This window comes from Frigidibacter sp. SD6-1 (assembly GCF_030143255.1).
Taxonomy (GTDB): domain Bacteria; phylum Pseudomonadota; class Alphaproteobacteria; order Rhodobacterales; family Rhodobacteraceae; genus TMP-24.
In genome coordinates this window covers 170,018-193,477 of the sequence record NZ_JARJNR010000006.1, presented here as the reverse complement: position 1 = coordinate 193,477, position 23,460 = coordinate 170,018, and the positions used below count along the sequence as shown (strand labels likewise).

Here is a 23,460-nt window from a genome sequence, read left to right as displayed (position 1 = left end):
CATGCTGGAGATCGAAGGCCTGTCGGTGCGCTACGGCGCCGTGGAAGCGGTGGGCAACCTCGGGTTCACCGTGCCCAAGGGCTCGATCACCGTTCTCCTCGGCGCAAACGGCGCGGGCAAGAGCTCGACCCTGAACGCCATATCCGGCCTCGCGCCCTCGCGCGGCCGGATTGCGCTGAATGGCGCAGAACTTGGCGGACTGCCGCCTGAAGAGATCGTGCGCAGGGGTGTTGCGCTTTGCCCCGAGGGGCGGCGGGTCTTCCCTTCGCTTTCCGTGGCAGACAACCTGCATCTGGGTGGGGCCGTCCACGCGAAGGGCGAAGAACTCGCGCGGCGAACCGAAGCGGAACTCGACCGTTTCCCGATCCTGCGCGAACGCTATCACCAGAAGGCGGGGCTTCTGTCGGGGGGTGAACAGCAGATGCTCGCCGTGGCGCGCGCCCTGATGTCGGCGCCGAGGCTTCTTCTGCTCGACGAGCCGTCGCTTGGCCTTGCGCCGAAGGTGGTGGAGCAGGTTTTCGGCCTGATATCCGGCTTGCGGACCCAGGGCATCACCATCCTTCTGGTCGAACAGAATGCCGAACGCGCGCTTGAGATCGCGGACCATGGCTATGTGCTTCAATCCGGCGCACTGGTCCTTTCCGGCAGCGGGCGGGAGCTGGCCGAAAGCCCGCTGATCCGTGACGCCTATCTTGCGGGGTGAGGATGGACTTTTTCCTTCAACAGCTTCTGAATGCGGTAAGCCTCGGCGGCATCTATGCGCTCCTCGCGCTTGGCCTCGCCGTCGTCTTCTCGATCGTCGCACTGATCAACTTCGCCCATGGCGAGCTGATGACGGTGGCGGGCTATGTGCTTTTCGTCTGCATCCTTTACGCTGTTCCCTTGCCGATAGCGGTGGTCGCGGCCATTGCGGCGGCGGCGGTTGCGGCGGCGGCGACCGAGCGGCTGGCCTTCCGGCCCATGCGGCGGGCTGACCCGACCTCGCTGATGCTGACGAGTTTCGCCGTGTCGGCGATCCTCAAGGTCCTTTTCCAAAATGGCATCTCGGCGCGCCCCAAACCCGTGCCCCTGCCGCCGGACCTGTCGGGCACGTTGACATTCGGGCCGGTGCGGCTCGGGACAGTGCCGCTCGCCTCGATCCTCGTCACCTGCCTCTCGCTCTTCGCGCTCACTCTCTTCCTGAAGCGCACTGTGATGGGCAAGGCGATGCGGGCCGCCGCCGAGGATTTCCAGGTGCTGCGGCTGATGGGCATCCGCGCGAACCGGGTGATCGCCGCTGCCTTCGCGCTGTCGGGCATGCTGGCGGGCATCTCGGCGGCGCTTTGGGTGGCGCAAAGGGGATCGGTCGACCCTCTGATGGGCTTCGTGCCGGTCCTGAAGGCGTTCGTCGCCTCGGTGATCGGCGGGCTTGGCAGCCTTTCCGGGGCGGTCGCAGGCGGTTTTGCCCTCGGGATCGCCGAAGTGCTGTTCCAGGCCTATCTGCCGGATGCGGCCTTGCCCTTCCGCGACGCCTTCGTCCTCGGCTTCGTGGTCCTGCTCCTGCTCTGGCGGCCGGACGGCCTGATCCCGGCCAGGACCGGACGGCGAAGCTGAGCCGAAACCGGCCGGGCGCCTCATCGCGCCCGGACCGGGCGCTCTTCGGCGGGTGAACCGGCGGCGAAGGAGCGAAGAGGGCCGCAAGGCCGGATGAGCGGCCCGGACCGCTTGCATTCACGCCTTTCCCCGGCTATAGGGCGCCTCTCGATATCCGCGCGTCCGGCCAAGTGGCATTGCCGAGTCGCGCGTTCACTCTGACGAGGAGATGGAAATGCCCAAGATGAAGACCAAATCCGCTGCGAAGAAGCGGTTCAAGATGACGGCCAACGGGCACGTCAAGGCTGGTGTCGCCGGAAAGCGTCACGGCATGATCAAACGCTCGACGACCTTCACCCGTCAGGCAACCGGCACGATGCTCTTGGCCGATGCCGACGCGAAGATCGTCAAGAAATACATGCCCTACGACCGCTGAGGAGAATGACCCATGTCTCGCGTTAAATCCGGCAAGGTCACGCACGCCCGCCACAAGAAGGTGCTGAAGGCTGCGAAAGGCTACTACGCCGCCCGTTCCACCAATTTCCGCACCGCGACCCAGGCCGTCGACAAGGCCAATCAATATGCGACCCGCGACCGCAAGACCCGCAAGCGCAATTTCCGCGCGCTCTGGATCCAGCGGATCAACGCCGCCTGCCGCGCCATCGACGAATCGCTGACCTATTCGCGCTTCATCAATGCGCTCTCGAAGGCGGGGATCGAGGTGGACCGCAAGGTTCTGGCCGACCTCGCCGTCAGCGAACCGGCGGCCTTCGGCGCCATCGTCGAAAAGGCCAAGGCCGCGATGGCCTGACCGGCCGCAGAGCCGCAAGTTTGGAACCCCGCGAGCGAACCGCTTCGCGGGGTTTCTCTTTGGCTGCCGGGCAGCCGGATTTCGATACGAAATCCGGTCCGAAATCTTTGCAAGATTTCGGCGCCAGCCGATGCCCCTGCCTATCTGACGAGAGAATGTGATCGCCAAAGTGTCGGGAACCCGCAGCCACCCAAGCAGGGATTCGGATCAGTCCGGCTTTGTCGCTGCTGCCGCCGTGGGCCGGTTCCAGCGGCCCGACAACCGGTCGGGATCGCCGCCGAACAGGAGCCAGGCCATGATCCGCGCCCGGTAGAGGCGAATGCGGATCAGTCCGGCGAAAGCGAGCAGCCGGTTCCTGATGCCCGACACCCTGTCGGATGTCGCGATCTGCGGCAGTTCGGCGAGCGGCGAGACAGCCATCGCCCCGCATTTGAGTGCCCAAAGAACCGTCCGCCTGAAATTGCCGCGCACCCCGTCGAAAAAGTGCGCGGTATGCCGGTCCCACTTGGTCCGAAGCTCGCTGAACCTTTCGCGCGCGGGGTGATAGACGCGCATCCCCGCCACAAAACGGATGCGGTAGCCCTTGGCCGTGGCGCGCTGCCCCCAGTCGGTATCTTCCGCCACCGACAGGCCCGCGAACGGGCCAACATCGTCAAAGACCGCGCGCGCCATCACCAGATTGCCGGTGCCGGTGAAGTTCTTGCGGGCGATGTAGCGGTCCATCCGGTAGGCGTAGATGCTTTCGTAGGCCTCCAGCATCGTCAGGCGGGTTGGATCGACATAGAGAATGCGGACATCTCCCCCCAGAACCGTCGCGCCGGGCTTCGCCATCTCGGCCTCGGCGGCAGCGAGCCAGTCGGGGTCGGCGACGCAGTCAGCATCGATGAAGGCAAGGACTTCGCCCGAGGTCTGCACGATCCCGGCATTGCGGGCGGGGCCGGGGCCGGGCGTCGTTTCGCGGATCAGCCGCACGAACGGATAGCGGGCGCAGATCGCCTCGGGCATCTCCTGCGAGCCATTGTCGGCCACCACCACCTCGTCGGGCGCGCGCACACCGGAGGCGAGCGAGGCAAGGCAGCGGTCGAGCATGGCGGGCTGGTTCAGATGGGGGATGACGACCGATATCCGGGGCCGTTCTGGCAGCTGGGTCTCAGGGGAAGACAAGGAAGCACCTCCGGGGTCGCGCGCAACTCTAGCCGCCGGTTGCAGGCGGTCGCAAGCGCGGCGGCGGGATCGTTCGCGGCTTTGCGACAATCCCTCCGGGTCGGGTGGCTGCGCGCGTGCAACGGGCCTTTGCAGTCTGCCGCCGGATCGGGCTATAGGGGGGCGATTCCGGAAGGCCCGCCTTCCCCCGATTGACCGGCAGCCGCCGCCACGACGAAAGGACATGACCATGGACGATCTGAGCGGGAAATACCTCTCCGCCATTTCGCTCGCGGCCGACGAGGCGGCGTTGGAGGAATTGCGCGTCGCGGCCCTTGGCAAGAAGGGCGAGATTTCGCTCAAGATGCGCGAACTGGGCCAGATGGCGCCCGAGGAACGGCAGGCGGCGGGCGCGGCGCTGAACCGGCTGAAGGACGAGATCGACGCGGCGCTCCGGGCGAAGAAGTCCGCGCTGTCGGACGCGGCGCTGGACGAACGGCTGAAGGCGGAATGGCTGGATGTGACGCTGCCGGGCCGTCCGCGCCGTCAGGGCACGATCCACCCTGTTTCGCAGGTCACCGAAGAAGTGACGGCGATCTTCGCCGACATGGGGTTCGCCGTGGCCGAGGGGCCGCAGATCGAAAGCGACTGGTACAATTTCGACGCGCTGAACATCCCGCCCGAACATCCCGCCCGGCAGGAACATGACACGTTCTTCATGGCGCGCGCGGCAGGCGACAACCGACCGCCGCATGTGCTGCGCACCCATACCTCGCCGGTGCAAATCCGCGCGATGACCGATCAGGGCGCGCCGATCCGGGTGATCGCGCCGGGCCGCGTCTACCGGATGGACATGGACCAGACCCATACGCCGATGTTCCATCAGGTCGAGGGGCTGGCGATCGACCGCGATATCTCGATGGCGAACCTGAAATGGGTGCTGGAAGAATTCTGCCGCGCCTATTTCGAGGTGGATCAGGTCGAACTGCGCTTCCGCGCCTCGCACTTCCCCTTCACCGAACCCTCGGCCGAGGTCGATATCCGCTGTTCCTGGGAAGGCGGGCAATTGAAGATCGGCGAGGGGAATTCATGGATGGAGATCCTCGGCTCCGGCATGGTCCATCCCAAGGTGCTGGCGGCGGCCGGGGTGGACCCGACCGAATGGCAGGGCTTCGCCTTCGGCATGGGCATCGACCGGATCGCGATGCTGAAATACGGCATCCCCGATCTGCGGGCCTTCTTCGAGAGCGACCTGAGGTGGCTGAGGCACTATGGCTTCAGCGCGCTCGACATGCCGACGGTAGCGGGCGGGTTGAGCCGATAAGACATGGCGCGGCCCGATTCAGGCTGGGGCGGGGTGACCCTCGGCCCGGGCCATTCGGGTCTGGGGTCCGGCGCCTCAACCGTCATGTCCTTGCCGCTTGCGGCGCGCACGGTCATGTTGGCGGGGTCGAAATCGTCGAGGCAATGGATGTTGAAGCTGAACCAGTCCGGCTGGGCGCGCTTGCGGTGAAAGGTATAGATGCCGCAGGTCTTGCAGAAATAGTGCTTGGCGACCCGTTTGTTCCATTCGTAAAGCCCAAGCTCCGACCAGTCGGTCAAGAGCCTGAGCTGCGCCTCGGGCACCTTGCCCATCAGCGCATTCTTCTTCCGACAGAGCGAACAGTCGCATGTGGCAATGTCGGTGATCTCACCCGTCACCTCAAAGCGCACCGCGCCGCAGTGGCAGGAACCGTGATAGGTCGGGGGCATGGGACGCACCTTCGTTTGGGTCAGGCGCAGACTGACGCGCGCGGGTGAGGAATGCAAAGGGCTGAAGCCTCCGCGCGGTGTTTTCAGCGCACCGGGTGGTAACTCGGCCGGAGCACCGAAGCGAGAGTTCCAAGTGAGCCAGTCTCGTTCCAATTGGTGCTTAGGCTGACATGATTCGAAATCTCTATTTAGATAGTGGATGCTGCAATCAGCTCATCGCTAGTAGTGACTCCTTGCGCAGACCTTGGGCCGAGGCCGCAACTAAATTCAACCGATATCGCCAGTTTGCCCGACCTTGCGGTGTCGAGGTGGGCTGTCCACGCCATGTTTCGCCCATTGTCGACTTCAACACGAACCGACTGTCGAGCGCGAACGCCATCAATCTTCCCCCTTGCCCTCCCCGCTCTTCCCCCCTATACGACCGCATCCACGGCTCCGGGGTGACTCGGAATCGGTGGATTGTCATTGATCCGCCAGGTCCTCGGTGACCCTCTCGTGGGGCCGACTGGCGATTGTGAAAAGGAAAGACCGGCATGAAAGCCGCTGAACTGCGTTCGAAGACCCCCGATCAGCTCCGTGAGGACCTGGTCGCGCTCAAGAAGGAAGCCTTCAACCTGCGCTTCCGTCAGGCCACCGGCCAGATCGAGAACACCGCCCGCATGAACGCCGTCCGCAAGGACGCGGCGCGCATCAAGACGGTGCTGAACCAAAAAGCCCAAGAAGCTGCGAAGTAAGGGACCGACGAAATGCCCAAACGTATCCTGCAAGGCGTCGTGACCTCGGACAAGAACGAGCAGACGATCACCGTTCTGGTCGAGCGCCGCTTCAAGCATCCGCTGCTGCAAAAGACGGTGCGGAAAACCAAGAAATACCGCGCCCATGACGCGGACAACAAGTTCAAGGTCGGCGATACGGTTCGTATCGAAGAATGTGCGCCGATCTCGAAAACCAAGCGCTGGACGGTGGTTGTCGAGGCCTGAGGCCCCGGCGAAGCTGTCTTTCGTCAATCGAAACCCTGGGGCTTGGCGCTGCAGCCTAGTCTCCAAAGGTCGGGAGAAACCAAATGATCCAGATGCAGACCAATCTGGATGTTGCTGACAACTCCGGCGCACGCCGGGTGCAGTGCATCAAGGTTCTGGGTGGTTCCCACCGCCGCTACGCCAGCGTCGGCGACATCATCGTGGTGTCGGTCAAGGAAGCCATCCCGCGCGGTCGCGTGAAGAAAGGTGACGTCCGCAAGGCCGTCGTCGTGCGCACCGCCAAAGAAGTCCGTCGTGAAGACGGCACGTCGATCCGCTTCGACCGTAACGCCGCCGTCATCCTGAACAACCAGGGCGAACCGGTCGGCACCCGTATCTTCGGGCCGGTCGTGCGCGAGCTGCGCGCCAAGAACTTCATGAAGATCATCTCGCTTGCGCCGGAGGTGCTGTGATGGCCGCGAAACTCCGCAAAGGCGACAATGTCGTCGTGCTCACCGGCAAGGACAAGGGCAAGAAGGGCGAGATCCAGTCCGTTGACCCCAAGGCCGGCAAGGCCGTGGTCGATGGCGTGAACGTCGCGATCCGCCATACGCGCCAGACCCAGACGAGCCAGGGCGGCCGCCAGCCGAAGGCGATGCCGATCGACCTGTCGAACCTCGCGCTCATGGACAAGAACGGCAAGGCCACCCGCGTCGGCTTCCGCATGGAAGGTGACAAGAAGGTCCGCTTCGCCAAGACCACCGGGGAGGCGATCTGATGCTGGACGCGCAAACCTATACCCCGCGCCTCAAGGCGCACTACAAGGGTCAAATCCGTGCCGCGCTCAAGGAAGAGTTCGGCTACAAGAACGACATGCAGATCCCGCGTCTGGACAAGATCGTCCTGAACATGGGCGTCGGCGAAGCGGTGAAGGACACCAAGAAGGTCAAGAACGCGGCTGAGGAACTCTCCGCGATCGCCGGCCAGAAGGCTGTCATCACCAAGGCCAAGAATTCGATCGCGGGCTTCCGCGTCCGTGAAGACATGCCGCTGGGCTGCAAGGTCACGCTGCGTGGCGACCGGATGTACGAATTCCTCGACCGTCTGATCAACGTCGCCCTGCCGCGCGTCCGCGACTTCCGCGGCGTGAAGGGCACGGCGTTCGATGGCCGCGGCAACTACGCGATGGGCCTCAAGGAACATATCGTGTTCCCCGAGATCGACTTCGACAAGGTCGACGAAGTTCTCGGCATGGACATCATCATCTGCACCACCGCGCCGACCGACGCGGAAGCGAAGAGCCTGTTGAAGCAGTTCAACATGCCCTTCAACAGCTGATCGCGGAGGAACGATATATGGCTAAGAAATCCATGGTGAACCGCGAAGTGAAGCGCGCCAAGCTTGTCAAGCAGCATGCTGCCAAGCGCGCCGCGCTGAAAGCGGTGATCGCAGACCAGTCCAAGCCGATGGAAGAGCGCTTCAAGGCGACCCTGAAACTGGCTGAAATGCCCCGCAACTCGTCGGCGACGCGGATCCACAATCGCTGCCAGCTCACTGGCCGCCCGCACGCCTACTACCGCAAACTCAAGCTCTCGCGGATCATGCTGCGCGACCTGGCCTCGTTCGGCCAGATCCCCGGCATGGTCAAGTCGAGCTGGTAAGGAGGTCGAGACATGTCGATGAACGATCCTCTCGGCGATATGCTGACCCGTATCCGCAACGCGCAGATGCGTGGCAAATCCACCGTCCGGTCGCCCGCTTCCAAGCTGCGCGCCTGGGTTCTTGACGTGCTGAAGGATGAAGGTTTCATCCGTGGCTATGAGAAGGTCGAGGCGGCCAATGGCATGCCGGAACTGGAAATCAGCCTGAAGTACTTCGAAGGCACCCCGGTCATCCGCGAGCTGAAGCGCGTGTCCAAGCCTGGCCGTCGCGTCTATGCCTCGGTCAAGGACATCCCGTCGGTCCGCAATGGCCTCGGCCTTTCGATCGTCTCCACGCCGCGCGGCGTGATGTCGGATGCAGCAGCACGGACCGCCAATGTCGGCGGCGAAGTGCTCTGCACCGTGTTCTAAGGAGGGGTCAATGTCTCGTATCGGCAAGAAACCCGTTCCCGTTCCGGCCGGCGTCACCGCCAACCTGAGCGGCCAGACCGTCGAAGTGAAGGGCCCCAAGGGCACGCTGAGCTTCACCGCCACTGACGACGTGACCATCACGATCGCGGACGGCAGCGTTTCGGTTGCCCCCCGTGGCACCTCGAAGCGTGCCCGTCAGCAATGGGGCATGTCGCGGTCGATGATCGAGAATCTCGTGACCGGCGTTACCAGCGGTTTCAAGAAAGAGCTCGAGATCAGCGGCGTCGGTTACCGTGCGGCGATCCAGGGCAACGTCCTGAAACTGTCGCTCGGTTACAGCCACGAAGTGAATTTCGAAGTGCCGAAGGGCGTGACCGTCACGACCCCGAAGCAGACCGAGATCGTCGTGGAAGGGATCGACCCGCAGCTCGTCGGCCAGGTCGCGGCCAATATCCGCGAATGGCGTGCGCCCGAGCCCTACAAGGGCAAGGGGATCAAGTACAAGGGCGAGTTCATCTTCCGCAAGGAAGGCAAGAAGAAGTAAGGACGCGAAAAAATGGCTAACAGCAAAAGGGAACTGTTCCTCAAGCGCCGCCTGCGCGTTCGGAACAAGCTTCGCAAGATGGCTGACGGGCGTGCGCGCCTGTCTGTCCATCGCTCTTCGAAGAACATCAGCGTTCAGCTGATCGACGATGTGAAGGGCGTCACCCTTGCCGCCGCCTCGAGCCTCGAAAAGGATCTGGGCGTGATCGGCAAGAACAATGTCGAAGCGGCGGCGAAAGTCGGCGCGGCGATTGCCGAACGGGCGAAGAAGGCCGGTGTCGAAGTTTGCTACTTCGACCGTGGCGGCTTCCTCTTCCACGGCAAGATCAAGGCACTTGCAGACGCGGCCCGCGAGGGCGGTCTGAAGTTCTGACAAGGCGGGTGGCGCCCCCTCGAATGGGCGTGCCACCCCGATGATCCGGGTCCTCGCTTCGGGCGGGGACACCAGGATTGGCCCAAACGGCGCCATGCTGCGCCACCATGAAGGAATGCCTGATGGCAGAGAGAGAAAACCGCCGGGAGCGTCGCGAAGACCGTCGCGACCGCGAGGAAACCCCGGAATTCGCCGATCGCCTCGTCGCGATCAACCGCGTGTCGAAGACCGTCAAGGGCGGCAAGCGCTTTGGCTTCGCGGCCCTCGTGGTGGTCGGTGATCAGCGCGGCCGTGTGGGCTTCGGCAAGGGCAAGGCCAAGGAAGTGCCGGAAGCGATCCGCAAGGCGACCGAGCAGGCGAAGCGCTCGCTCGTGCGCATTCCGCTGCGCGACGGCCGCACCGTTCACCATGACGTCGAAGGCCGTCATGGCGCGGGCAAGGTCGTGATCCGCACCGCGGTAGCCGGTACCGGCATCATCGCCGGCGGTCCGATGCGCGCCGTGTTCGAAATGCTGGGCATCCAGGACGTGGTGGCGAAGTCGCTCGGCTCGCAGAACCCCTACAACATGATCCGCGCCACGATGGACGGTCTGAAGAAGGAAGCCAGCCCCCGCATGGTCGCGCAGCGTCGTGGCAAGAAGGTGGCCGACATCCTGAAGAAGCCGGAAGCGGCTGAAGCGGCGGAGGCCTGAGACCATGGCGAAGAAGAAAACCATCGTCGTCGAGCAATATGCCTCGGCCGCCCGCCGCCCGGCGATCCAGACCGCGACCCTCAAGGGTCTCGGCCTGAACAAGATCCGCCGTCAGCGCGAACTGGAAGACACGCCCGCCGTCCGTGGCATGGTCAACAAGATCAGCCATCTGGTGCGCATCGTCGAAGAGCGCGGCTAAACGGTAGGATGGGCAATATTGCCCATCCTACGGAACAGGAAGGCGGGGCTTCGGCCCCGCCCTTTCTTTTGGCCCCGGGTCGCGCCCTTCCTCACCTGGCCTAAGTCCCGGCCGCGGCCTTCCTCGGCACGAACGAGACATCGCCTGTCGCTGCCGGAATTTCGCGTTCCTGCGAAGCGATGTTACGCTACGGCAGCGACTCGTCTGGCCCGACGGGGGCCCGAGAGCCCGCAGGGAGGAAGACCATGCCAGCGAAATATGCGGGCGGCTGCGAACACCATCCGGTCAGCGCGTCCGCCGAACCGATCGACAATCACGAATGCCATTGCAATGTCTGCAAGAAGGTGACGGGCCAGCAGGTGACCCATGTCGCCTTCTTCAACCATGGCGACATCAGGACCAGCAATGAAGCGGCGATGAAACGGGTGCCCTTCAATGCCGACAATCCGAACGGCCCCTTGGAAATCTGCCTGTGCGAAAAGTGCAACGCCGTCCTGATGCTCGACGACAAAGAGGGCCGCATACGCGTCGCCGTGCCGAACGTCATGGGCTATGACGATGCGAAATTCCCGAAGGCCAGCTACCACGCCTTCTGGGACGAGACGAAGGGCTATCCCGCGCCGAAAGACGGGCGTCCGGTCTATTCGGGGCTTCAGCCCAGTTTCGTCTGGCCGAAGGGGGCGTAAGGCGCTATCCGATCCTCCTCGGGCACTTCGTGCTCTCGTCGGAGCCCGAGGAGTGCACGAAGTGCTCGACGAGTTCCGCGGACTTGCCACACGCTGCCCAAGCGTCTATAGCCCCCCGGTCGGGCCATCGGGCCCCGACTCAACACCAAGAAACGCCGTGTTCGGCCCACTCCCGTCGCTCGGGGGCCGCATCCGGCAAGGAGAAGCGACATGAAACTGAATGAACTCCGGGACAATCCCGGTGCCGCCAAGAAATCCAAGCGCGTCGCGCGTGGTCCGGGTTCGGGCAAGGGCAAGACCGCCGGCCGCGGTATCAAGGGCCAGACCTCGCGTTCGGGCGTGGCACTCGGTGGCTATGAAGGCGGCCAGATGCCGCTCTACCGGCGCCTGCCGAAGCGGGGCTTCAACAAGCCCAACCAGAAGAAATTCGCCGTCATCAACCTCGGCCTGATCCAGAAGTTCGTCGACGCAGGCAAGCTCGACGCGAAATCGGAGATCACCGAGGACATCCTGGTCGCCGCCGGCCTGACCTCGCGCAAGTTCGACGGCATCCGCATCCTCGCCAAGGGCGAGATCAAGGCGAAGCTCACCCTTTCGGTCACCGGTGCCTCCGCCTCGGCGGTCGCGGCGGTCGAGAAAGCCGGCGGCTCGCTGAAAGTTGCGGCAGCTGCGGCCGAATAAGCCGTTGCGGGCGGCGGTCCTGCCGCTTACATAGGTCAAGGTTTTTCCAGGCGCCGCCGACCGGAGACCGGTTCGGCGGCGCTGACTTGAAAGAGACGAAAATGGCATCTGCTGCAGAGCAAATGGCGGCGAACCTGAGCTGGGGCACCCTCGGCAAGGCGACGGACCTCCGGAGCCGCATCTTCTTCACCATCGGTCTGCTGGTCGTCTACCGGCTTGGCACCTATATCCCGGTGCCGGGGATCGACGCGGCGGAACTTGCGAAATTCATGGACAAGGCGACCCAGGGCATCGGCGGCATGCTGCAGATGTTCACCGGCGGCGCGCTTGGCCGGATGGGGATCTTCGCGCTCGGCATCATGCCCTATATCTCGGCCTCGATCATCGTGCAGCTGATGACGGCGATGGTGCCCGCGCTGGAGCAGCTGAAGAAAGAGGGCGAGCAGGGCCGCAAGAAGATCAACCAATACACCCGCTATGGCACGGTCGGCCTGGCGACCTTCCAGGCCTGGGGCCTCGCGGCCTCGATCGCCAATGGCGGGCTTGCCCATGATCCGAGCCTTTTCTTCTATGTGTCCTGTGTCGTGACGCTCGTCGGCGGCACGATGTTCCTGATGTGGCTCGGCGAACAGATCACCGCCCGCGGCATCGGCAACGGCATCTCGCTGATCATCTTCGTGGGCATTGTCGCGAACATCCCGCAGGCGCTTGCGCATTTCTTCGAACAGGGCCGGATCGGCGCGCTGTCTGCCCCGGTGATCGTCGGCGTGATCCTGATGGTTGTCGCGGTCATCGCCTTTGTCGTCTTCATGGAGAGGGCGCTGAGGAAGATCCATATCCAGTATCCCCGCCGTCAGGTCGGCATGAAGGTCTATGACGGATCGTCGAGCCACCTGCCTATCAAGGTCAATCCGGCGGGCGTGATCCCGGCGATCTTCGCCTCTTCTCTTCTGCTGCTGCCGACCACAATCTCGACATTCTCGGGCGGGCAAACCAACTCGATCCTCTCGACGATCCTCGCCTATCTCGGGCCAGGCCAGCCGCTGCACATGCTGTTCTACGCGGCCATGATCGTGTTCTTCGCCTATTTCTACACCGCGAACGTGTCGTTCAAATCCGACGAGGTCGCGGACAATCTGAAGAACCAGGGCGGCTTCATTCCGGGCATCCGGCCGGGCAAGAAGACCGAGGATTACCTCGATTACGTCGTGGCACGGGTTCTGGTCGTCGGTTCGGGCTATCTGGCGGCAGTCTGCCTGCTGCCAGAGGTTCTGCGGGCGCAGCTTGCGATCCCGTTCTATTTCGGCGGCACTTCGGTGCTGATCGTCGTGTCGGTCACGATGGACACGATCAACCAGATCCAGTCGCACCTTCTGGCGCATCAGTACGAGGGTCTGATCGAAAAGTCGCAGCTTCGCGGCAAACGCCGCAATGGCGCAAAGAAAGCTCCTGCACTTCGCTGAGGTCTTAATGAAGAACATCATCCTGCTGGGACCGCCGGGCGCGGGCAAGGGAACGCAAGCCCGCAAACTCGTGGAAGAACGCGGCATGGTGCAGCTGTCGACGGGCGACATGCTGCGCGAGGCGCGTACCAGTGGGACGGAGATGGGAAAGAGGGTCGCCGAGGTCATGGACCGCGGCGACCTGGTCACCGACGAGATCGTCATCGGCCTGATCGAGGAGAAGATGAGGGGCGCGGGCGGTACCGGCTTCATCTTCGACGGTTTTCCCCGCACGCTCGGCCAGGCAGACGCCCTTGGCGCCATGCTCCGGCGGTCGGGGCAGGATCTGAGCGCCGTGATCGAGATGCGGGTGGATGACGAGGCACTCGTCCGCCGCATTTCGGGCCGCTTCACCTGCGGCAATTGCGGCGAGGTCTATCACGACGAGACCAGGCCCACGAAGGTCGCGGGCACCTGCGATGTCTGCGGTTCGACCGACATGAAGCGCCGGGCCGACGACAATGCGGAAAGCCTGAAGGTCAGGCTGATGGAGTACTACAAGAAGACCTCGCCGCTGATCGGCTATTACTATGCGCTCGGCGATCTTTTCACCGTGGACGGGCTGGCGGAGATCGGCGCGGTCGCTGGTGCATTGGCCGAGATTCTGGATCAGCAATCGGCGGCTTGACCTTCACCGCTAAACCCACTAGTTCACGGCGTCTCTAACGAGAATCGCCTAGATTTGGCGGATTTCCGCCGCAAGGCGGACAAGCGGGTCCGAAGGTTCGCACCTCCGGGCCCATGGTTGTGAAAAAAGGTTCTGGTACGACGGAACCGCAACGAAAGGACATACGCGTGGCACGTATTGCTGGCGTCAACATTCCGACGGGGAAACGCGTCCCCATCGCCCTTCAGTATATCCATGGCATCGGCCCGATGTTCGCCGAACAGATCTGCGCATCTCTCAAGATCGACCGCGCGCGTCGCGTGAACGAGCTTGCCGACGCCGAGGTTCTGGCGATCCGCGAATATATCGACGCGAACCTGACCGTCGAAGGCGACCTTCGCCGCGAAGTCACGATGAACATCAAGCGTCTGATGGACCTCGGCTGCTACCGCGGCCTCCGTCACCGCAAGAACCTGCCGGTTCGCGGCCAGCGCACCCACACCAACGCCCGCACCCGCAAGGGCCCGGCGAAGCCGATCGCCGGCAAGAAGAAGTAAGGGGAGCGCTCGAAGATGGCACGTGATACCAAAGCGACCCGCATGAAGCGGAAAGAGCGCAAGAACATCGCCGCTGGCGTTGCTCATGTGAATTCTTCCTTCAACAACACCAAGATCCTGATCTCGGACGTGCAGGGCAATGCAATTGCCTGGTCGTCGGCCGGCACCATGGGCTTCAAGGGATCGCGCAAATCGACCCCCTATGCCGCCCAGATGGCCGCCGAAGACGCAGGCAAGAAGGCGCAGGAACATGGTCTGAAGACGCTGGAAGTCGAAGTTCAGGGCCCCGGTTCGGGCCGTGAATCGGCGCTCCGCGCGCTGGCCGCCGTGGGCTTCAACATCACGTCGATCCGCGACGTGACGCCGATCGCCCACAATGGCTGCCGCCCGCCGAAGCGGCGCCGCGTCTGACGCATTCGGAAAGAACCGGGTCGCGGGATTTCTCGCGGCCCGGACTATTTGTTTGATCCCTCGGGCGTCCTTCACCTCTGGACATGGGTGACGGGCAAGAATGGAGGCGAAACGCATGATCCACAAGAATTGGGAAAACCTGATCAAGCCCGCGCAACTCGACGTGCGGCCTGGCAAGGATCCGGCCCGTCAGGCGACGCTGGTCGCCGAACCGCTGGAGCGGGGCTTTGGCCTGACGCTCGGCAACGCGCTGCGCCGCGTTCTGATGTCGTCGCTGCAGGGCGCTGCGATCACCAGCGTCCAGATCGACAACGTTCTGCATGAGTTCTCGTCCGTCGCAGGCGTGCGCGAAGATGTCACCGACATCGTTCTGAACCTGAAAGGCGTCAGCCTGAAGATGGAAGTCGAGGGGCCGAAGCGCCTGTCGATCTCTGCCAAGGGCCCGGGCGTCGTGACGGCTGCGGAAATTTCGGAATCGAACGGAATCGAGGTTCTGAACAAGGACCATGTGATCTGCCACCTCGACGATGGTGCGGATCTCTTCATGGAACTGACCGTCGAGACCGGCAAGGGATATGTCTCGGCCGACAAGAACCGCCCCGAGGATGCGCCGATCGGCCTTATCCCGATCGATGCGATCTATTCGCCGGTCAAGCGTGTGAGCTACGAGGTTCAGCCGACCCGCGAGGGCCAGGTGCTGGATTATGACAAGCTGACGATGAAGATCGACACCGACGGCTCGCTGACGCCCGAGGATGCGGTGGCCTATGCCGCGCGCATCCTGCAGGACCAGCTGGGCATCTTCGTCAACTTCGACGAGCCGGAAGCGGCCTCGAAGGCGGATGCGGACGACGGGCTGGAGTTCAACCCGCTGCTGCTGAAGAAGGTCGACGAACTGGAACTGTCGGTCCGTTCGGCCAACTGCCTGAAGAACGACAATATCGTCTATATCGGCGACCTGATCCAGAAAACCGAAGCCGAGATGCTGCGCACCCCGAACTTCGGCCGCAAGTCGCTGAACGAGATCAAGGAAGTGCTTTCCGGCATGGGCCTGCATCTGGGGATGGATGTCGAGGACTGGCCGCCGGAGAATATCGAAGACCTTGCCAAGCGCTTCGAGGATCAATTCTGATCGGTAGGATGGGCAATATTGCCCATCCTACGAAAATGCCCGGATGGCCGGGGAAAGCACGGGCGAAAGCCCCAAGGTGAGCAGGGAGACGAGAGCCCTGCCGGACAAAGCAAACGAAGGTTAGGAGAGAGAAATGAACCATGGTGCTGGCTACCGCCGCCTGAACCGGACCCACGAACACCGCAAGGCGTTGTTCGCGAACATGGCCGGATCGCTCATTGAGCATGAGCAGATCAAGACCACGCTGCCGAAGGCGAAGGAACTGAAGCCGATCGTCGAGAAGCTGATCACGCTCGCCAAGCGCGGGGACCTGCATGCCCGCCGTCAGGCCGCTGCCCAGCTCAAGCAGGACAAGCATGTCGCGCGCCTGTTCGAAATTCTCGGCCCGCGCTACAAGGACCGCAACGGCGGCTGCGTGCGTGTGCTGAAGGCGGGCTTCCGCTATGGCGACATGGCGCCGATGGCGATCATCGAGCTCGTCGACCGCGACACCAGCGCCAAGGGCGCTGGCGACCGCGCGCGCGTCGAGGCCGAGGAAGCCGCGGAAGGCTGATCCGCCGCACGGCAAAGAAACGAAAACCCCGCCGGAACCGGCGGGGTTTTCGTTTTCAGGGGCGGGTCGCCCCCGAATCAATCGGAGGTTGGATTGCGCCCCGCCGATGCGCGGCGAATCGCCGAGTTGCGTGCCCGACTCTTCAAATCGTTGCTATTCCGCCACAGAAACGCCCCCAAACCGGGGTAATTGTACGCGGATCGTCACAGGAAAAGGGTGCAAGTTTCTTGCAAAAAGCACAGGATTGCGCGTAACCAGTTGTAAAGTCCCTCAAAATAACATCAAACTTCATCAATTATTGGTTGTGTCTGTGCGGGGCAAGTTACCATTTTGGACATGTCGGTAAATACAGGCCTAGACTTCGAGCTGCGGAAACTGGCGCTTATGGCGTCGGCCGGGTATTTTGTCGGCCTGCACATCCGCTTTACGTCGCCGCTTCTGTCGTTCCAGACCTACGATCAGGCCTGGCTCGACCATTACACCAACAACGGCTATGTCCTGCGCGATCCGATGACGGCCTGGGGGTTTTCCACCACGGGCTCGATCCGCTGGAGCGATCCCAAGCTCCTGGATCCGTTCGGCCTTTTCAAGGAAGCGGCGACCTACGGCCTCAAATATGGCTGCACGGTTGCCTGCGGCCCGATCAGTTCCCGTACCATTGCGAGTTTTGCCCGGTCTGACCGGGAGTTCGAAGATCAGGAAATCGAAACGATCGCGGCAATCGTCCTGAGGCTTCACGACATTACAGAGCCGCCCGAAAGCCTTTCCCGTTCGCAGATTGAGGCGCTGAATTGCGTCGCCAAGGGGATGCGCCATGCCAAGGCCGCAGCCACGCTTGGCATATCGGAAAGTGCGTTCAAGGCGCGGCTGAATTCCGCCCGGCAAAAGCTTCTTGCCCGGACCACCGCAGAGGCCTTGCAGAGAGCCAAGGAGTACAAACTGCTGTGACCCGGATTCTGGATCAGGAAACCCTGCTGCCCGCTCACCCGGCCGAAAGCGTCGGATCGGAAATCCTCACCACGACCCTGTCGTTCGAGAATATCCATGCCCATGGCGAATTGTTCGGCAATTACTTCCGCCAGCGGAAGCAATCGTTCATCAGCCTCAAGCGCTGGGCGCTGCCCGAAGCGCTGGGGATGGAATATGACCAGTATGACACACCGGCGAGCCGGTGGGTGGTCGTGCATGACGAGTTTGGCCGCGTGCTCGCCGGGAACCGGCTGACGCCGACGACGGCGCGCTGCGGGCTTTATTCCTACATGATCCGCGACGCGCAGCGCGGGCTGATCGATTCGATCCCGTTCGACCTGCTCTATGACGAGGCGCCGGTATCGGATCATATCTGGGAAAGTTCGCGCCTTTTCGTGTCGCACGACGTGCCCGCGGGCATCCGCCGCAAGGTCCATGCGATCCTCATTGCAGAGATCGGCAAGACCTCGCGCCGGCTCGGCGCGGCCACCTGCCTCACGCTTCTCGCCGCCACCTGGCCGCGCTGGGCGCCGCGCGTCCATGTCGACATGACGGCGATGGGGCCGGTGATGGAGATCGACGGCGAGGATTGCCAGGTCGTCTCGATGGACTTTTCTCGCCAGCTGAACTGACGCGCCACTCGGCCCTTCCGGTGCCGCCGCGCGGCGGCTAATGTCGGCCTATGGCCGATCTGTTCGACATCGCAGGCAAGGATGGCGCGCCCGCGCCCGCGCGGCCGTTGGCTGACCGGATCAGACCGCGTTCGCTTTCCGAGGTCATCGGGCAGGAAAAGGTTCTCGGGCCCGAAGGCCCGCTTGGCGCGATGCTGGCGGCGGGAAGCCTGTCTTCGGTCATCTTCTGGGGGCCGCCCGGGGTGGGCAAAACCACCATCGCGCGTCTTTTGGCCGATGCGACGGACCGGGAATTCGTGCAGATCAGTGCGATCTTTTCAGGTGTGCCGGAACTGCGAAAGGTCTTCGACGCGGCCAAGCTGCGCGCCCGGCAGGGCAGGGGGACGCTTCTCTTCGTCGATGAAATCCACCGCTTCAACAAGGCCCAGCAGGACAGTTTCCTGCCGCACATGGAGGATGGCACCATCCTCCTCGTCGGCGCCACGACCGAGAATCCGTCGTTCGAGCTGAACGCAGCCGTTCTGAGCCGTGCGCAGGTGATCGTCCTTGCGCGCCTGTCGCTTGCAGAACTGGAGCGGCTGGCACAACGGGCGGAAAAGGAACTGAACCGCGCCCTGCCGCTTCGCCCCGAGGCGCGCGAGGCGCTCTTGGAAATGGCCGATGGTGACGGGCGGGCGCTTCTCAATCTCGTCGAGCAGGTCGCTGCCTGGAAAGTGGACGGCCCCCTGGACCGCGATCAGCTGTCGCAGCGGCTGATGCGCCGCGCCGCCAAGTACGACAAGTCGGGGGACGAGCATTACAACCTGATCTCGGCGCTGCACAAATCGGTGCGCGGCTCGGACCCGGATGCGGCGCTCTACTGGCTCTCACGGATGCTGGAAGGGGGCGAGGACCCGCGCTTTCTTGCCCGCCGCATCACCCGCATGTCGGTCGAGGATATCGGCCTCGCCGATCCGCAGGCCCAGACGATCTGTCTGCACGCCTGGGAGGTCTATGAGCGGCTGGGGTCGCCCGAAGGCGAACTGGCCTTGGCGCAGGCCGTGATCTATCTGGCGCTGGCACCCAAGTCGAACGCTGCCTACACGGCCTACAAGGCTGCCCGCGCCGAGGCGCGGCGGACCGGGTCGGAGCCGCCGCCGAAACATATCCTGAATGCGCCCACCCGGCTGATGAAGGACGAAGGCTACGGTGCGGGCTATGCCTACGACCACGATGCCGAGGACGGGTTTTCGGGGCAGAACTATTTTCCCGAAACGATGCGGCGGCCGGTCCTCTATCAGCCGGTCGAGCGGGGGTTCGAGCGCGATCTGAAGAAGCGGGTCGAGTGGTTCGCGAAACTCAGGGACAAGCGCCAGACCTGACCTCCAGGCCCGGCCTCCTCGTGCGCCTTCGGCTTCTCGTCGGGGCTGCGACGAGCGCCGATGGCGACGAGGAGCCCTTGGAGCCTCTGTTGACATCGCGCGCACAAGCGAGGAGGAAGGCGCATGTTTGCAACCCTTCTCCAGGTGGCTCTCGGCGGCGCCCTCGGCGCCTCGGCCCGGTATCTCACCGGCGTTGCCGCCCTGCGGCTGATCGGCACGGGTTTTCCCTGGGCCACGCTATTCGTCAATGTGGCGGGCTCGTTTCTCATGGGGGTGCTGGTGATCTGGTTCGGGCACCGTGACCTCACGCGCCTGGCGCCTTTACTGATGACCGGCCTCCTCGGCGGGTTCACCACCTTCTCGGCCTTTTCGCTCGACGCGGTCAGTCTCTGGCAAGGCGGGGATACGACTGGCGCGACGTTCTACGTCGGCGCATCGGTTGCTCTGTCGCTCGCCGCGCTCTTTGTAGGCATGAGCGTGGCGCGGGGGGTGTTGGCATGAGCGGGGTCAGGATGATGACGGTGGCCGAGGCCGACGGCGAAAGCCGCCTTGACCGCTGGCTGAAGAAGCGCCTGCCCGAGGTCACGCAAGGCCAGGTCGAGAAATGGTGCCGCACCGGTCAGGTCCGGGTCGATGGCGCGCGTGCCAAGGCTTCGACCCGCGTCGGCCCGGGGGCGGAGATCCGCGTGCCGCCGATGCCGAAGGCCGACCCCGAAGCACCAAGGCCCGCGCTGACCCCCGGCGTGCCCGAGGCCGACGCGCGGATGATCCAGGCGGCCGTCCTGTGGAAGGACGAGCATATCATCGCGCTAAACAAGCCGCCGGGCCTGCCCTCGCAGGGCGGGTCGGGGCAGGGCAACCGCCATGTCGACGGGCTGACGGCGGCGCTGATGTTCGGCTACAAGGACCGGCCGAAGCTTGTCCACCGGCTGGACAAGGACACTTCGGGCATCTTGCTTCTGGCCCGCGCCGACCGGATCGCGCGGGCTTTGTCGGAAGCGTTTCGCCAGCGGACCACCCGCAAGATATACTGGGCGGCGGTCGCAGGCGTGCCGAACCCGAAGATGGGCACGATCCGCTTCGGGCTGGTAAAGGCGCCGGGGCGCGGCGGCGCGGGCGAGGGCGAGAAGATGGTCGCCATCCACCCTTCGAAGGTCGATCAGACCGAGGGCGCGAAGCGTGCCACCACCGATTATGCCGTCCTTGACGCGCTTGGCACGCGCGCTTCGTGGGTGGCAATGGTGCCGATCACCGGGCGCACCCACCAACTGCGCGCCCATATGGCCGAACTTGGCCATCCGATCGTTGGCGACGGCAAATATGGCGGGTCGGGGCAGGAAAACCTGGGCGACGGCTGGGGGGCGCAACTCGGTGGCGACATCAGCCGCAAGCTGCATCTCCATGCCCGCTCGATCGCCTTCGACCATCCGATCACCGGCAAACGCATCACCCTGACGGCGCCTTTGCCCGACCATATGACGCGGACGTGGAAGACGCTTGGCTGGGTCGAGCAGGATGTGCCCGCCGACCCGTTCCGGGATACGGAATGAGCGCACCGCGGCTCGTCATCTTCGATGTCGACGGCACGCTCGTCGACAGTCAGGATCATATTCTCGCCGCGATGGCCACCGGTTTCGCATCTGTGGATCAACCGCTGCCGCCACGCGATCGGGTGCTGGGCATCGTGGGCCTTTCGCTGCCCGAAGCGGTCCGGCGGCTCGTGCCGCATTGCCCTGACGATGTGCAGGGACGGATCGTTGAAGCCTACAAGGGATCCTTCGGCCAGCTGCGCGAGCGGACGCATTCGCCGCTTTTCGAAGGCGCTGCCCCGCTCTTGCGGCGGCTTGCGGCCGACCCGCATGTCCGGCTTGCCGTCGCGACCGGCAAGTCACGGCGCGGCCTGCGGCATGTCCTTTCGGCGCATGGGCTCGAAGGTATGTTCGACAGTGTTCAGGTGGCTGACGATCATCCCTCGAAGCCCCACCCTTCGATGGTTCTGGCGGCCCTTGCCGAGACCGGGGTTGCCACGGCAGATGCCGTGATGATCGGCGACACGAGCTTTGACATGGAAATGGGGCGCGCGGCGCGCGTGACCACCATCGGCGTCACCTGGGGCTACCATCCGCTGACGGCACTTGCGGCCGCCGACCGGCTGGTCGACACATTCGGGGCGCTGGCGGCGGCGCTTGAGGAGACTTGGGAACGGGCATGAGCGGCTGGAAGGCAAAGCGGTTCTGGAAGGACGTCACGGTTGTGGCGGTGGACGGCGGGTTTGAGGTAAGCGCCGATGGGCGGGTGTTGAAGACACCGGCGAAGGCCGCACTTCGCCTGCCCACCAACGCGATGGCCGAGGCGGTCGCAGCCGAATGGCGGGCGGTTGAGGAAACGGTCGATCCCGGTCTCATGCCTGTGACGCGCGCCGCCAATGCGGCAATCGACAAGGTAGCGCATCAGTTCGACGAGGTGGCGGCGATGATCGCGGCCTATGGTGCCTCCGACCTTCTGTGCTATCGCGCCGAGGCACCCGAAGCGCTCCGCCGCGCGCAGGCGCAGGTCTGGGACCCGATGCTCGACTGGGCGGCGGGGGCGCTTGATGCGCGGCTGGTGACGACTATTGGCGTCGTGCCGGTTCCACAGCCGGGCGGCGCGCTGCAGAAACTCTCGCAAAAAGTGCATGAAATGACGTCGTTTCAGCTGACGGCGCTGCACGATCTGGTGTCGCTGAGCGGCTCATTGATCCTCGGGCTGGCGGCGACGACCGACGATTTCGATGTCGCCAATCTCTGGCAAATGTCGCGATTCGATGAGGACTGGCAGGCGCAACAATGGGGCGAAGATGAAGAAGCGTCCGTCATAGCGGAGAAGAAGCGGACAGATTTTCTGCGGGCGCGACATTTCTGGGAACTCTGTTGCTAGGCGATGAAATATTCTGTCGAGGCAAGCCGCCGACGATTTCGTTTTCTTTCTGACCGCCAAGAAATGCACTTCGACCGGCAAAATGGCGGAATGTAACCTTGACGCAGCACGCCCATCTGTCGAAACTGCCCCCGCTGGGGAGCCCCAACGAACTTGCCAGGACAACTGGCGATAACAGACCGCTCGTGGCCCGGGCGGCAACTCAGGAAGAGGTACTCATGAAAAAATCCGTATTTCTCGGAACGCTGGCAGCGTCGGCCCTTATGGCCGGTTTTGCCTCGGCCGGCACGCTTGATGACGTGAAGGCCCGGGGCGAGCTGATCTGCGGTTCGAACACCGGCCTGACGGGCTTCGGTGCGCCGGATGCAAACAACAACTGGACCGGCTTCGATGTCGATCTCTGCCGTGCGATCGGCGCCGCCGTTCTGGGCGACCCGTCGAAGGTGAAGTTCGTTCCGACCACCGGCGAGACCCGCTTCACCGCGCTCGCCTCGGGCGAGGTGGACCTTCTCGTCCGCAACTCGACCTGGACCTATTCGCGCGACACCGACCTCAAGCTCGATTTCGTCGGCGTGAACTACTATGACGGTCAGGGCTTCATGGTGAAGAAGGATCTCGGCATCCTGTCGGCCAAGGAGCTCGACGGCGCCACGGTCTGCATCCAGACCGGCACCACCACCGAACTGAACCTCGCCGACTTCTTCAAGTCGAACAACATCAGCTACACCCCGGTCACGGTTGCTGATGACGCCGAAGCGCAGCGCCAGTACATGGCGGGCGCCTGCGACGCCTTCACCACCGACGCCTCGGGCCTTGCGGCGACCCGCGCGACGCTGCCCGATCCGGACAGCCACATCATCCTGCCCGAGATCATCTCGAAAGAGCCGCTCGGCCCGGTCGTCCGTCATGGCGACAACCAGTGGGGTGATGTCGTTCGCTGGACGCTCAACGCGCTGCTGACGGCCGAAGAAAAGGGCGTCACCAAGGCCAATGCCGAAGAGATGGCATCTTCCTCGACCGACCCGGAAGTGCGCCGCCTGCTCGGCGTCGAAGGCGACATGGGCGCCATGACCGGCCTCGACAAGGATGCGTTCAAGCGCGCCATCATGGCCAACGGCAACTATGGCGAAATCTTCGCCGCCAACATTGGCGAATCCACCCCGATCGGTCTGGCCCGCGGCCTGAACGAACTGTGGACCAACGGCGGGCTGCAGTACTCGCCGCCCTTCCGCTGATCGCCTGACTTCGAGAGCGCGCCCTATCGGCGCGCTCTTTTTCTACCAGTAGCAACGCGACGATCGCCGGGGCGCTAGACCCCATATGACGCCCATTCACGG

Annotated in this window: 34 protein-coding genes; 32 read left to right on the top strand and 2 right to left on the bottom strand. The window is 63.7% G+C overall.

The window, feature by feature from the left end; all coding sequences use genetic code 11:
* Position 1: 1 nt before the first annotated feature.
* From P0645_RS12885 to rplT, 4 genes are all read left to right on the top strand, one after another.
* Entirely contained in the window at positions 2 to 703 is a 702-nt protein-coding gene (locus tag P0645_RS12885) for an ABC transporter ATP-binding protein (RefSeq protein WP_284164993.1), read from the top strand.
* Positions 704 to 705: 2 nt separating this feature from the next.
* A complete protein-coding gene (locus tag P0645_RS12880) occupies positions 706 to 1,593 on the top strand; it encodes a branched-chain amino acid ABC transporter permease (protein ID WP_284164992.1) in 888 nt (295 codons plus the stop codon).
* A 214-nt stretch (positions 1,594 to 1,807) separates the two neighbouring features.
* Complete coding sequence (gene rpmI / locus P0645_RS12875; protein WP_284164991.1) at positions 1,808 to 2,008, top strand: 50S ribosomal protein L35; 201 nt, start codon at positions 1,808 to 1,810, stop codon at positions 2,006 to 2,008.
* 12 nt (positions 2,009 to 2,020) lie between these two features.
* Positions 2,021 to 2,383, top strand: a complete 363-nt coding sequence (gene rplT / locus P0645_RS12870) for a 50S ribosomal protein L20 (RefSeq protein WP_284164990.1) — start codon at positions 2,021 to 2,023, stop codon at positions 2,381 to 2,383.
* 207 nt (positions 2,384 to 2,590) lie between these two features.
* On the opposite strand, the gene P0645_RS12865 is transcribed toward rplT, so the two are convergent.
* Positions 2,591 to 3,547 (bottom strand): glycosyltransferase family 2 protein, encoded by a 957-nt coding sequence (locus P0645_RS12865; protein WP_284164989.1) that lies wholly within the window; start codon positions 3,545 to 3,547, stop codon positions 2,591 to 2,593.
* Positions 3,548 to 3,776: 229 nt separating this feature from the next.
* Between P0645_RS12865 and pheS the strand changes: the two genes are divergently transcribed.
* Positions 3,777 to 4,850, top strand: coding sequence for a phenylalanine--tRNA ligase subunit alpha (gene pheS, locus P0645_RS12860; protein ID WP_502854958.1), 1,074 nt, complete (start codon positions 3,777 to 3,779; stop codon positions 4,848 to 4,850).
* Here pheS and P0645_RS12855 read toward each other — a convergent pair.
* Positions 4,796 to 5,278: a GFA family protein gene (locus P0645_RS12855; protein WP_284164987.1), complete on the bottom strand. Its 483-nt coding sequence runs from the start codon at positions 5,276 to 5,278 to the stop codon at positions 4,796 to 4,798. The two genes, pheS and P0645_RS12855, sit on opposite strands and share 55 nt — an antisense overlap.
* Positions 5,279 to 5,811: 533 nt before the next feature.
* On the opposite strand from P0645_RS12855, the gene rpmC reads away from it, so the two are divergent.
* The 27 genes from rpmC (at position 5,812) to P0645_RS12720 (ending at position 23,358) form a co-directional block, all read left to right on the top strand.
* Positions 5,812 to 6,012 (top strand): 50S ribosomal protein L29, encoded by a 201-nt coding sequence (rpmC, locus tag P0645_RS12850; RefSeq protein ID WP_284164986.1) that lies wholly within the window; start codon positions 5,812 to 5,814, stop codon positions 6,010 to 6,012.
* 12 nt (positions 6,013 to 6,024) lie between these two features.
* Positions 6,025 to 6,258, top strand: a complete 234-nt coding sequence (gene rpsQ, locus P0645_RS12845) for a 30S ribosomal protein S17 (protein ID WP_284164985.1) — start codon at positions 6,025 to 6,027, stop codon at positions 6,256 to 6,258.
* Between the two features lie 83 nt (positions 6,259 to 6,341).
* Positions 6,342 to 6,710 (top strand): 50S ribosomal protein L14, encoded by a 369-nt coding sequence (rplN, locus tag P0645_RS12840; protein WP_035714274.1) that lies wholly within the window; start codon positions 6,342 to 6,344, stop codon positions 6,708 to 6,710.
* Positions 6,710 to 7,015, top strand: coding sequence for a 50S ribosomal protein L24 (gene rplX / locus P0645_RS12835; protein WP_284164984.1), 306 nt, complete (start codon positions 6,710 to 6,712; stop codon positions 7,013 to 7,015). Before rplN ends, rplX begins: the two co-directional genes overlap by 1 nt.
* Positions 7,015 to 7,575, top strand: coding sequence for a 50S ribosomal protein L5 (gene rplE, locus P0645_RS12830; protein ID WP_284164983.1), 561 nt, complete (start codon positions 7,015 to 7,017; stop codon positions 7,573 to 7,575). Before rplX ends, rplE begins: the two co-directional genes overlap by 1 nt.
* 17 nt (positions 7,576 to 7,592) lie before the next feature.
* Positions 7,593 to 7,898 (top strand): 30S ribosomal protein S14, encoded by a 306-nt coding sequence (gene rpsN / locus P0645_RS12825; RefSeq protein WP_284164982.1) that lies wholly within the window; start codon positions 7,593 to 7,595, stop codon positions 7,896 to 7,898.
* Positions 7,899 to 7,910: 12 nt separating this feature from the next.
* Complete coding sequence (gene rpsH / locus P0645_RS12820; protein ID WP_267634128.1) at positions 7,911 to 8,309, top strand: 30S ribosomal protein S8; 399 nt, start codon at positions 7,911 to 7,913, stop codon at positions 8,307 to 8,309.
* Between the two features lie 10 nt (positions 8,310 to 8,319).
* A complete protein-coding gene (gene rplF, locus P0645_RS12815; RefSeq protein ID WP_284164981.1) occupies positions 8,320 to 8,853 on the top strand; it encodes a 50S ribosomal protein L6 in 534 nt (177 codons plus the stop codon).
* Between the two features lie 12 nt (positions 8,854 to 8,865).
* Positions 8,866 to 9,225, top strand: coding sequence for a 50S ribosomal protein L18 (gene rplR, locus P0645_RS12810; RefSeq protein ID WP_267634126.1), 360 nt, complete (start codon positions 8,866 to 8,868; stop codon positions 9,223 to 9,225).
* 122 nt (positions 9,226 to 9,347) lie between these two features.
* Entirely contained in the window at positions 9,348 to 9,917 is a 570-nt protein-coding gene (rpsE, locus tag P0645_RS12805) for a 30S ribosomal protein S5 (RefSeq protein ID WP_284165107.1), read from the top strand.
* Between the two features lie 4 nt (positions 9,918 to 9,921).
* Entirely contained in the window at positions 9,922 to 10,116 is a 195-nt protein-coding gene (gene rpmD, locus P0645_RS12800; protein ID WP_284164980.1) for a 50S ribosomal protein L30, read from the top strand.
* A gap of 245 nt (positions 10,117 to 10,361) precedes the next feature.
* Positions 10,362 to 10,802: a GFA family protein gene (locus P0645_RS12795; RefSeq protein WP_284164979.1), complete on the top strand. Its 441-nt coding sequence runs from the start codon at positions 10,362 to 10,364 to the stop codon at positions 10,800 to 10,802.
* A 210-nt stretch (positions 10,803 to 11,012) separates the two neighbouring features.
* Positions 11,013 to 11,483: a 50S ribosomal protein L15 gene (gene rplO / locus P0645_RS12790; protein ID WP_284164978.1), complete on the top strand. Its 471-nt coding sequence runs from the start codon at positions 11,013 to 11,015 to the stop codon at positions 11,481 to 11,483.
* Positions 11,484 to 11,584: 101 nt separating this feature from the next.
* Entirely contained in the window at positions 11,585 to 12,946 is a 1,362-nt protein-coding gene (secY, locus tag P0645_RS12785) for a preprotein translocase subunit SecY (protein ID WP_284164977.1), read from the top strand.
* Between the two features lie 7 nt (positions 12,947 to 12,953).
* A complete protein-coding gene (locus tag P0645_RS12780) occupies positions 12,954 to 13,613 on the top strand; it encodes an adenylate kinase (protein ID WP_284164976.1) in 660 nt (219 codons plus the stop codon).
* Between the two features lie 167 nt (positions 13,614 to 13,780).
* A complete protein-coding gene (gene rpsM, locus P0645_RS12775; RefSeq protein ID WP_284164975.1) occupies positions 13,781 to 14,149 on the top strand; it encodes a 30S ribosomal protein S13 in 369 nt (122 codons plus the stop codon).
* Between the two features lie 15 nt (positions 14,150 to 14,164).
* Positions 14,165 to 14,560, top strand: coding sequence for a 30S ribosomal protein S11 (gene rpsK / locus P0645_RS12770; protein ID WP_284164974.1), 396 nt, complete (start codon positions 14,165 to 14,167; stop codon positions 14,558 to 14,560).
* Between the two features lie 115 nt (positions 14,561 to 14,675).
* Positions 14,676 to 15,692: a DNA-directed RNA polymerase subunit alpha gene (locus tag P0645_RS12765; protein ID WP_267634111.1), complete on the top strand. Its 1,017-nt coding sequence runs from the start codon at positions 14,676 to 14,678 to the stop codon at positions 15,690 to 15,692.
* A 133-nt stretch (positions 15,693 to 15,825) separates the two neighbouring features.
* A complete protein-coding gene (gene rplQ, locus P0645_RS12760; protein ID WP_284164973.1) occupies positions 15,826 to 16,245 on the top strand; it encodes a 50S ribosomal protein L17 in 420 nt (139 codons plus the stop codon).
* A 336-nt stretch (positions 16,246 to 16,581) separates the two neighbouring features.
* Positions 16,582 to 17,193 carry a helix-turn-helix transcriptional regulator gene (locus P0645_RS12755; protein ID WP_284164972.1) on the top strand — a complete coding sequence of 204 codons (612 nt, stop codon included), beginning with the start codon at positions 16,582 to 16,584 and terminating at the stop codon, positions 17,191 to 17,193.
* Between the two features lie 62 nt (positions 17,194 to 17,255).
* A complete protein-coding gene (locus P0645_RS12750) occupies positions 17,256 to 17,846 on the top strand; it encodes an acyl-homoserine-lactone synthase (RefSeq protein ID WP_284165106.1) in 591 nt (196 codons plus the stop codon).
* 50 nt (positions 17,847 to 17,896) lie between these two features.
* Positions 17,897 to 19,207, top strand: coding sequence for a replication-associated recombination protein A (locus P0645_RS12745; protein WP_284164971.1), 1,311 nt, complete (start codon positions 17,897 to 17,899; stop codon positions 19,205 to 19,207).
* Positions 19,208 to 19,330: 123 nt separating this feature from the next.
* Complete coding sequence (gene crcB, locus P0645_RS12740; RefSeq protein ID WP_284164970.1) at positions 19,331 to 19,708, top strand: fluoride efflux transporter CrcB; 378 nt, start codon at positions 19,331 to 19,333, stop codon at positions 19,706 to 19,708.
* On the top strand, positions 19,705 to 20,757 hold the full coding sequence (locus P0645_RS12735; RefSeq protein WP_284164969.1) for an RluA family pseudouridine synthase: 1,053 nt from the start codon (positions 19,705 to 19,707) through the stop codon (positions 20,755 to 20,757). The genes crcB and P0645_RS12735 overlap by 4 nt, the downstream gene beginning before the upstream one ends.
* Positions 20,754 to 21,419 (top strand): HAD-IA family hydrolase, encoded by a 666-nt coding sequence (locus tag P0645_RS12730; RefSeq protein ID WP_284164968.1) that lies wholly within the window; start codon positions 20,754 to 20,756, stop codon positions 21,417 to 21,419. Before P0645_RS12735 ends, P0645_RS12730 begins: the two co-directional genes overlap by 4 nt.
* The gene (locus tag P0645_RS12725) at positions 21,416 to 22,123 is read left to right on the top strand and encodes an ATP12 family chaperone protein (protein ID WP_284164967.1); all 708 of its coding nucleotides are present in this window, start codon (positions 21,416 to 21,418) and stop codon (positions 22,121 to 22,123) included. The genes P0645_RS12730 and P0645_RS12725 overlap by 4 nt, the downstream gene beginning before the upstream one ends.
* Positions 22,124 to 22,341: 218 nt before the next feature.
* Entirely contained in the window at positions 22,342 to 23,358 is a 1,017-nt protein-coding gene (locus P0645_RS12720) for an amino acid ABC transporter substrate-binding protein (protein ID WP_284164966.1), read from the top strand.
* Positions 23,359 to 23,460: the final 102 nt, after the last annotated feature.

Coding starts and splice junctions, on each gene's coding strand:
- P0645_RS12885 (WP_284164993.1), top strand. CDS start 2: ATGCTGGAGATCGAAGGCCTGTCGGTGCGCTACGGCGCCGTGGAAGCG.
- P0645_RS12880 (WP_284164992.1), top strand. CDS start 706: ATGGACTTTTTCCTTCAACAGCTTCTGAATGCGGTAAGCCTCGGCGGC.
- rpmI (WP_284164991.1), top strand. CDS start 1,808: ATGCCCAAGATGAAGACCAAATCCGCTGCGAAGAAGCGGTTCAAGATG.
- rplT (WP_284164990.1), top strand. CDS start 2,021: ATGTCTCGCGTTAAATCCGGCAAGGTCACGCACGCCCGCCACAAGAAG.
- pheS (WP_502854958.1), top strand. CDS start 3,777: ATGGACGATCTGAGCGGGAAATACCTCTCCGCCATTTCGCTCGCGGCC.
- P0645_RS12855 (WP_284164987.1), bottom strand. CDS start 5,278: ATGCCCCCGACCTATCACGGTTCCTGCCACTGCGGCGCGGTGCGCTTT.
- rpmC (WP_284164986.1), top strand. CDS start 5,812: ATGAAAGCCGCTGAACTGCGTTCGAAGACCCCCGATCAGCTCCGTGAG.
- rpsQ (WP_284164985.1), top strand. CDS start 6,025: ATGCCCAAACGTATCCTGCAAGGCGTCGTGACCTCGGACAAGAACGAG.
- rplN (WP_035714274.1), top strand. CDS start 6,342: ATGATCCAGATGCAGACCAATCTGGATGTTGCTGACAACTCCGGCGCA.
- rplX (WP_284164984.1), top strand. CDS start 6,710: ATGGCCGCGAAACTCCGCAAAGGCGACAATGTCGTCGTGCTCACCGGC.
- rplE (WP_284164983.1), top strand. CDS start 7,015: ATGCTGGACGCGCAAACCTATACCCCGCGCCTCAAGGCGCACTACAAG.
- rpsN (WP_284164982.1), top strand. CDS start 7,593: ATGGCTAAGAAATCCATGGTGAACCGCGAAGTGAAGCGCGCCAAGCTT.
- rpsH (WP_267634128.1), top strand. CDS start 7,911: ATGTCGATGAACGATCCTCTCGGCGATATGCTGACCCGTATCCGCAAC.
- rplF (WP_284164981.1), top strand. CDS start 8,320: ATGTCTCGTATCGGCAAGAAACCCGTTCCCGTTCCGGCCGGCGTCACC.
- rplR (WP_267634126.1), top strand. CDS start 8,866: ATGGCTAACAGCAAAAGGGAACTGTTCCTCAAGCGCCGCCTGCGCGTT.
- rpsE (WP_284165107.1), top strand. CDS start 9,348: ATGGCAGAGAGAGAAAACCGCCGGGAGCGTCGCGAAGACCGTCGCGAC.
- rpmD (WP_284164980.1), top strand. CDS start 9,922: ATGGCGAAGAAGAAAACCATCGTCGTCGAGCAATATGCCTCGGCCGCC.
- P0645_RS12795 (WP_284164979.1), top strand. CDS start 10,362: ATGCCAGCGAAATATGCGGGCGGCTGCGAACACCATCCGGTCAGCGCG.
- rplO (WP_284164978.1), top strand. CDS start 11,013: ATGAAACTGAATGAACTCCGGGACAATCCCGGTGCCGCCAAGAAATCC.
- secY (WP_284164977.1), top strand. CDS start 11,585: ATGGCATCTGCTGCAGAGCAAATGGCGGCGAACCTGAGCTGGGGCACC.
- P0645_RS12780 (WP_284164976.1), top strand. CDS start 12,954: ATGAAGAACATCATCCTGCTGGGACCGCCGGGCGCGGGCAAGGGAACG.
- rpsK (WP_284164974.1), top strand. CDS start 14,165: ATGGCACGTGATACCAAAGCGACCCGCATGAAGCGGAAAGAGCGCAAG.
- P0645_RS12765 (WP_267634111.1), top strand. CDS start 14,676: ATGATCCACAAGAATTGGGAAAACCTGATCAAGCCCGCGCAACTCGAC.
- rplQ (WP_284164973.1), top strand. CDS start 15,826: ATGAACCATGGTGCTGGCTACCGCCGCCTGAACCGGACCCACGAACAC.
- P0645_RS12755 (WP_284164972.1), top strand. CDS start 16,582: ATGTCGGTAAATACAGGCCTAGACTTCGAGCTGCGGAAACTGGCGCTT.
- P0645_RS12745 (WP_284164971.1), top strand. CDS start 17,897: ATGGCCGATCTGTTCGACATCGCAGGCAAGGATGGCGCGCCCGCGCCC.
- crcB (WP_284164970.1), top strand. CDS start 19,331: ATGTTTGCAACCCTTCTCCAGGTGGCTCTCGGCGGCGCCCTCGGCGCC.
- P0645_RS12735 (WP_284164969.1), top strand. CDS start 19,705: ATGAGCGGGGTCAGGATGATGACGGTGGCCGAGGCCGACGGCGAAAGC.
- P0645_RS12730 (WP_284164968.1), top strand. CDS start 20,754: ATGAGCGCACCGCGGCTCGTCATCTTCGATGTCGACGGCACGCTCGTC.
- P0645_RS12725 (WP_284164967.1), top strand. CDS start 21,416: ATGAGCGGCTGGAAGGCAAAGCGGTTCTGGAAGGACGTCACGGTTGTG.
- P0645_RS12720 (WP_284164966.1), top strand. CDS start 22,342: ATGAAAAAATCCGTATTTCTCGGAACGCTGGCAGCGTCGGCCCTTATG.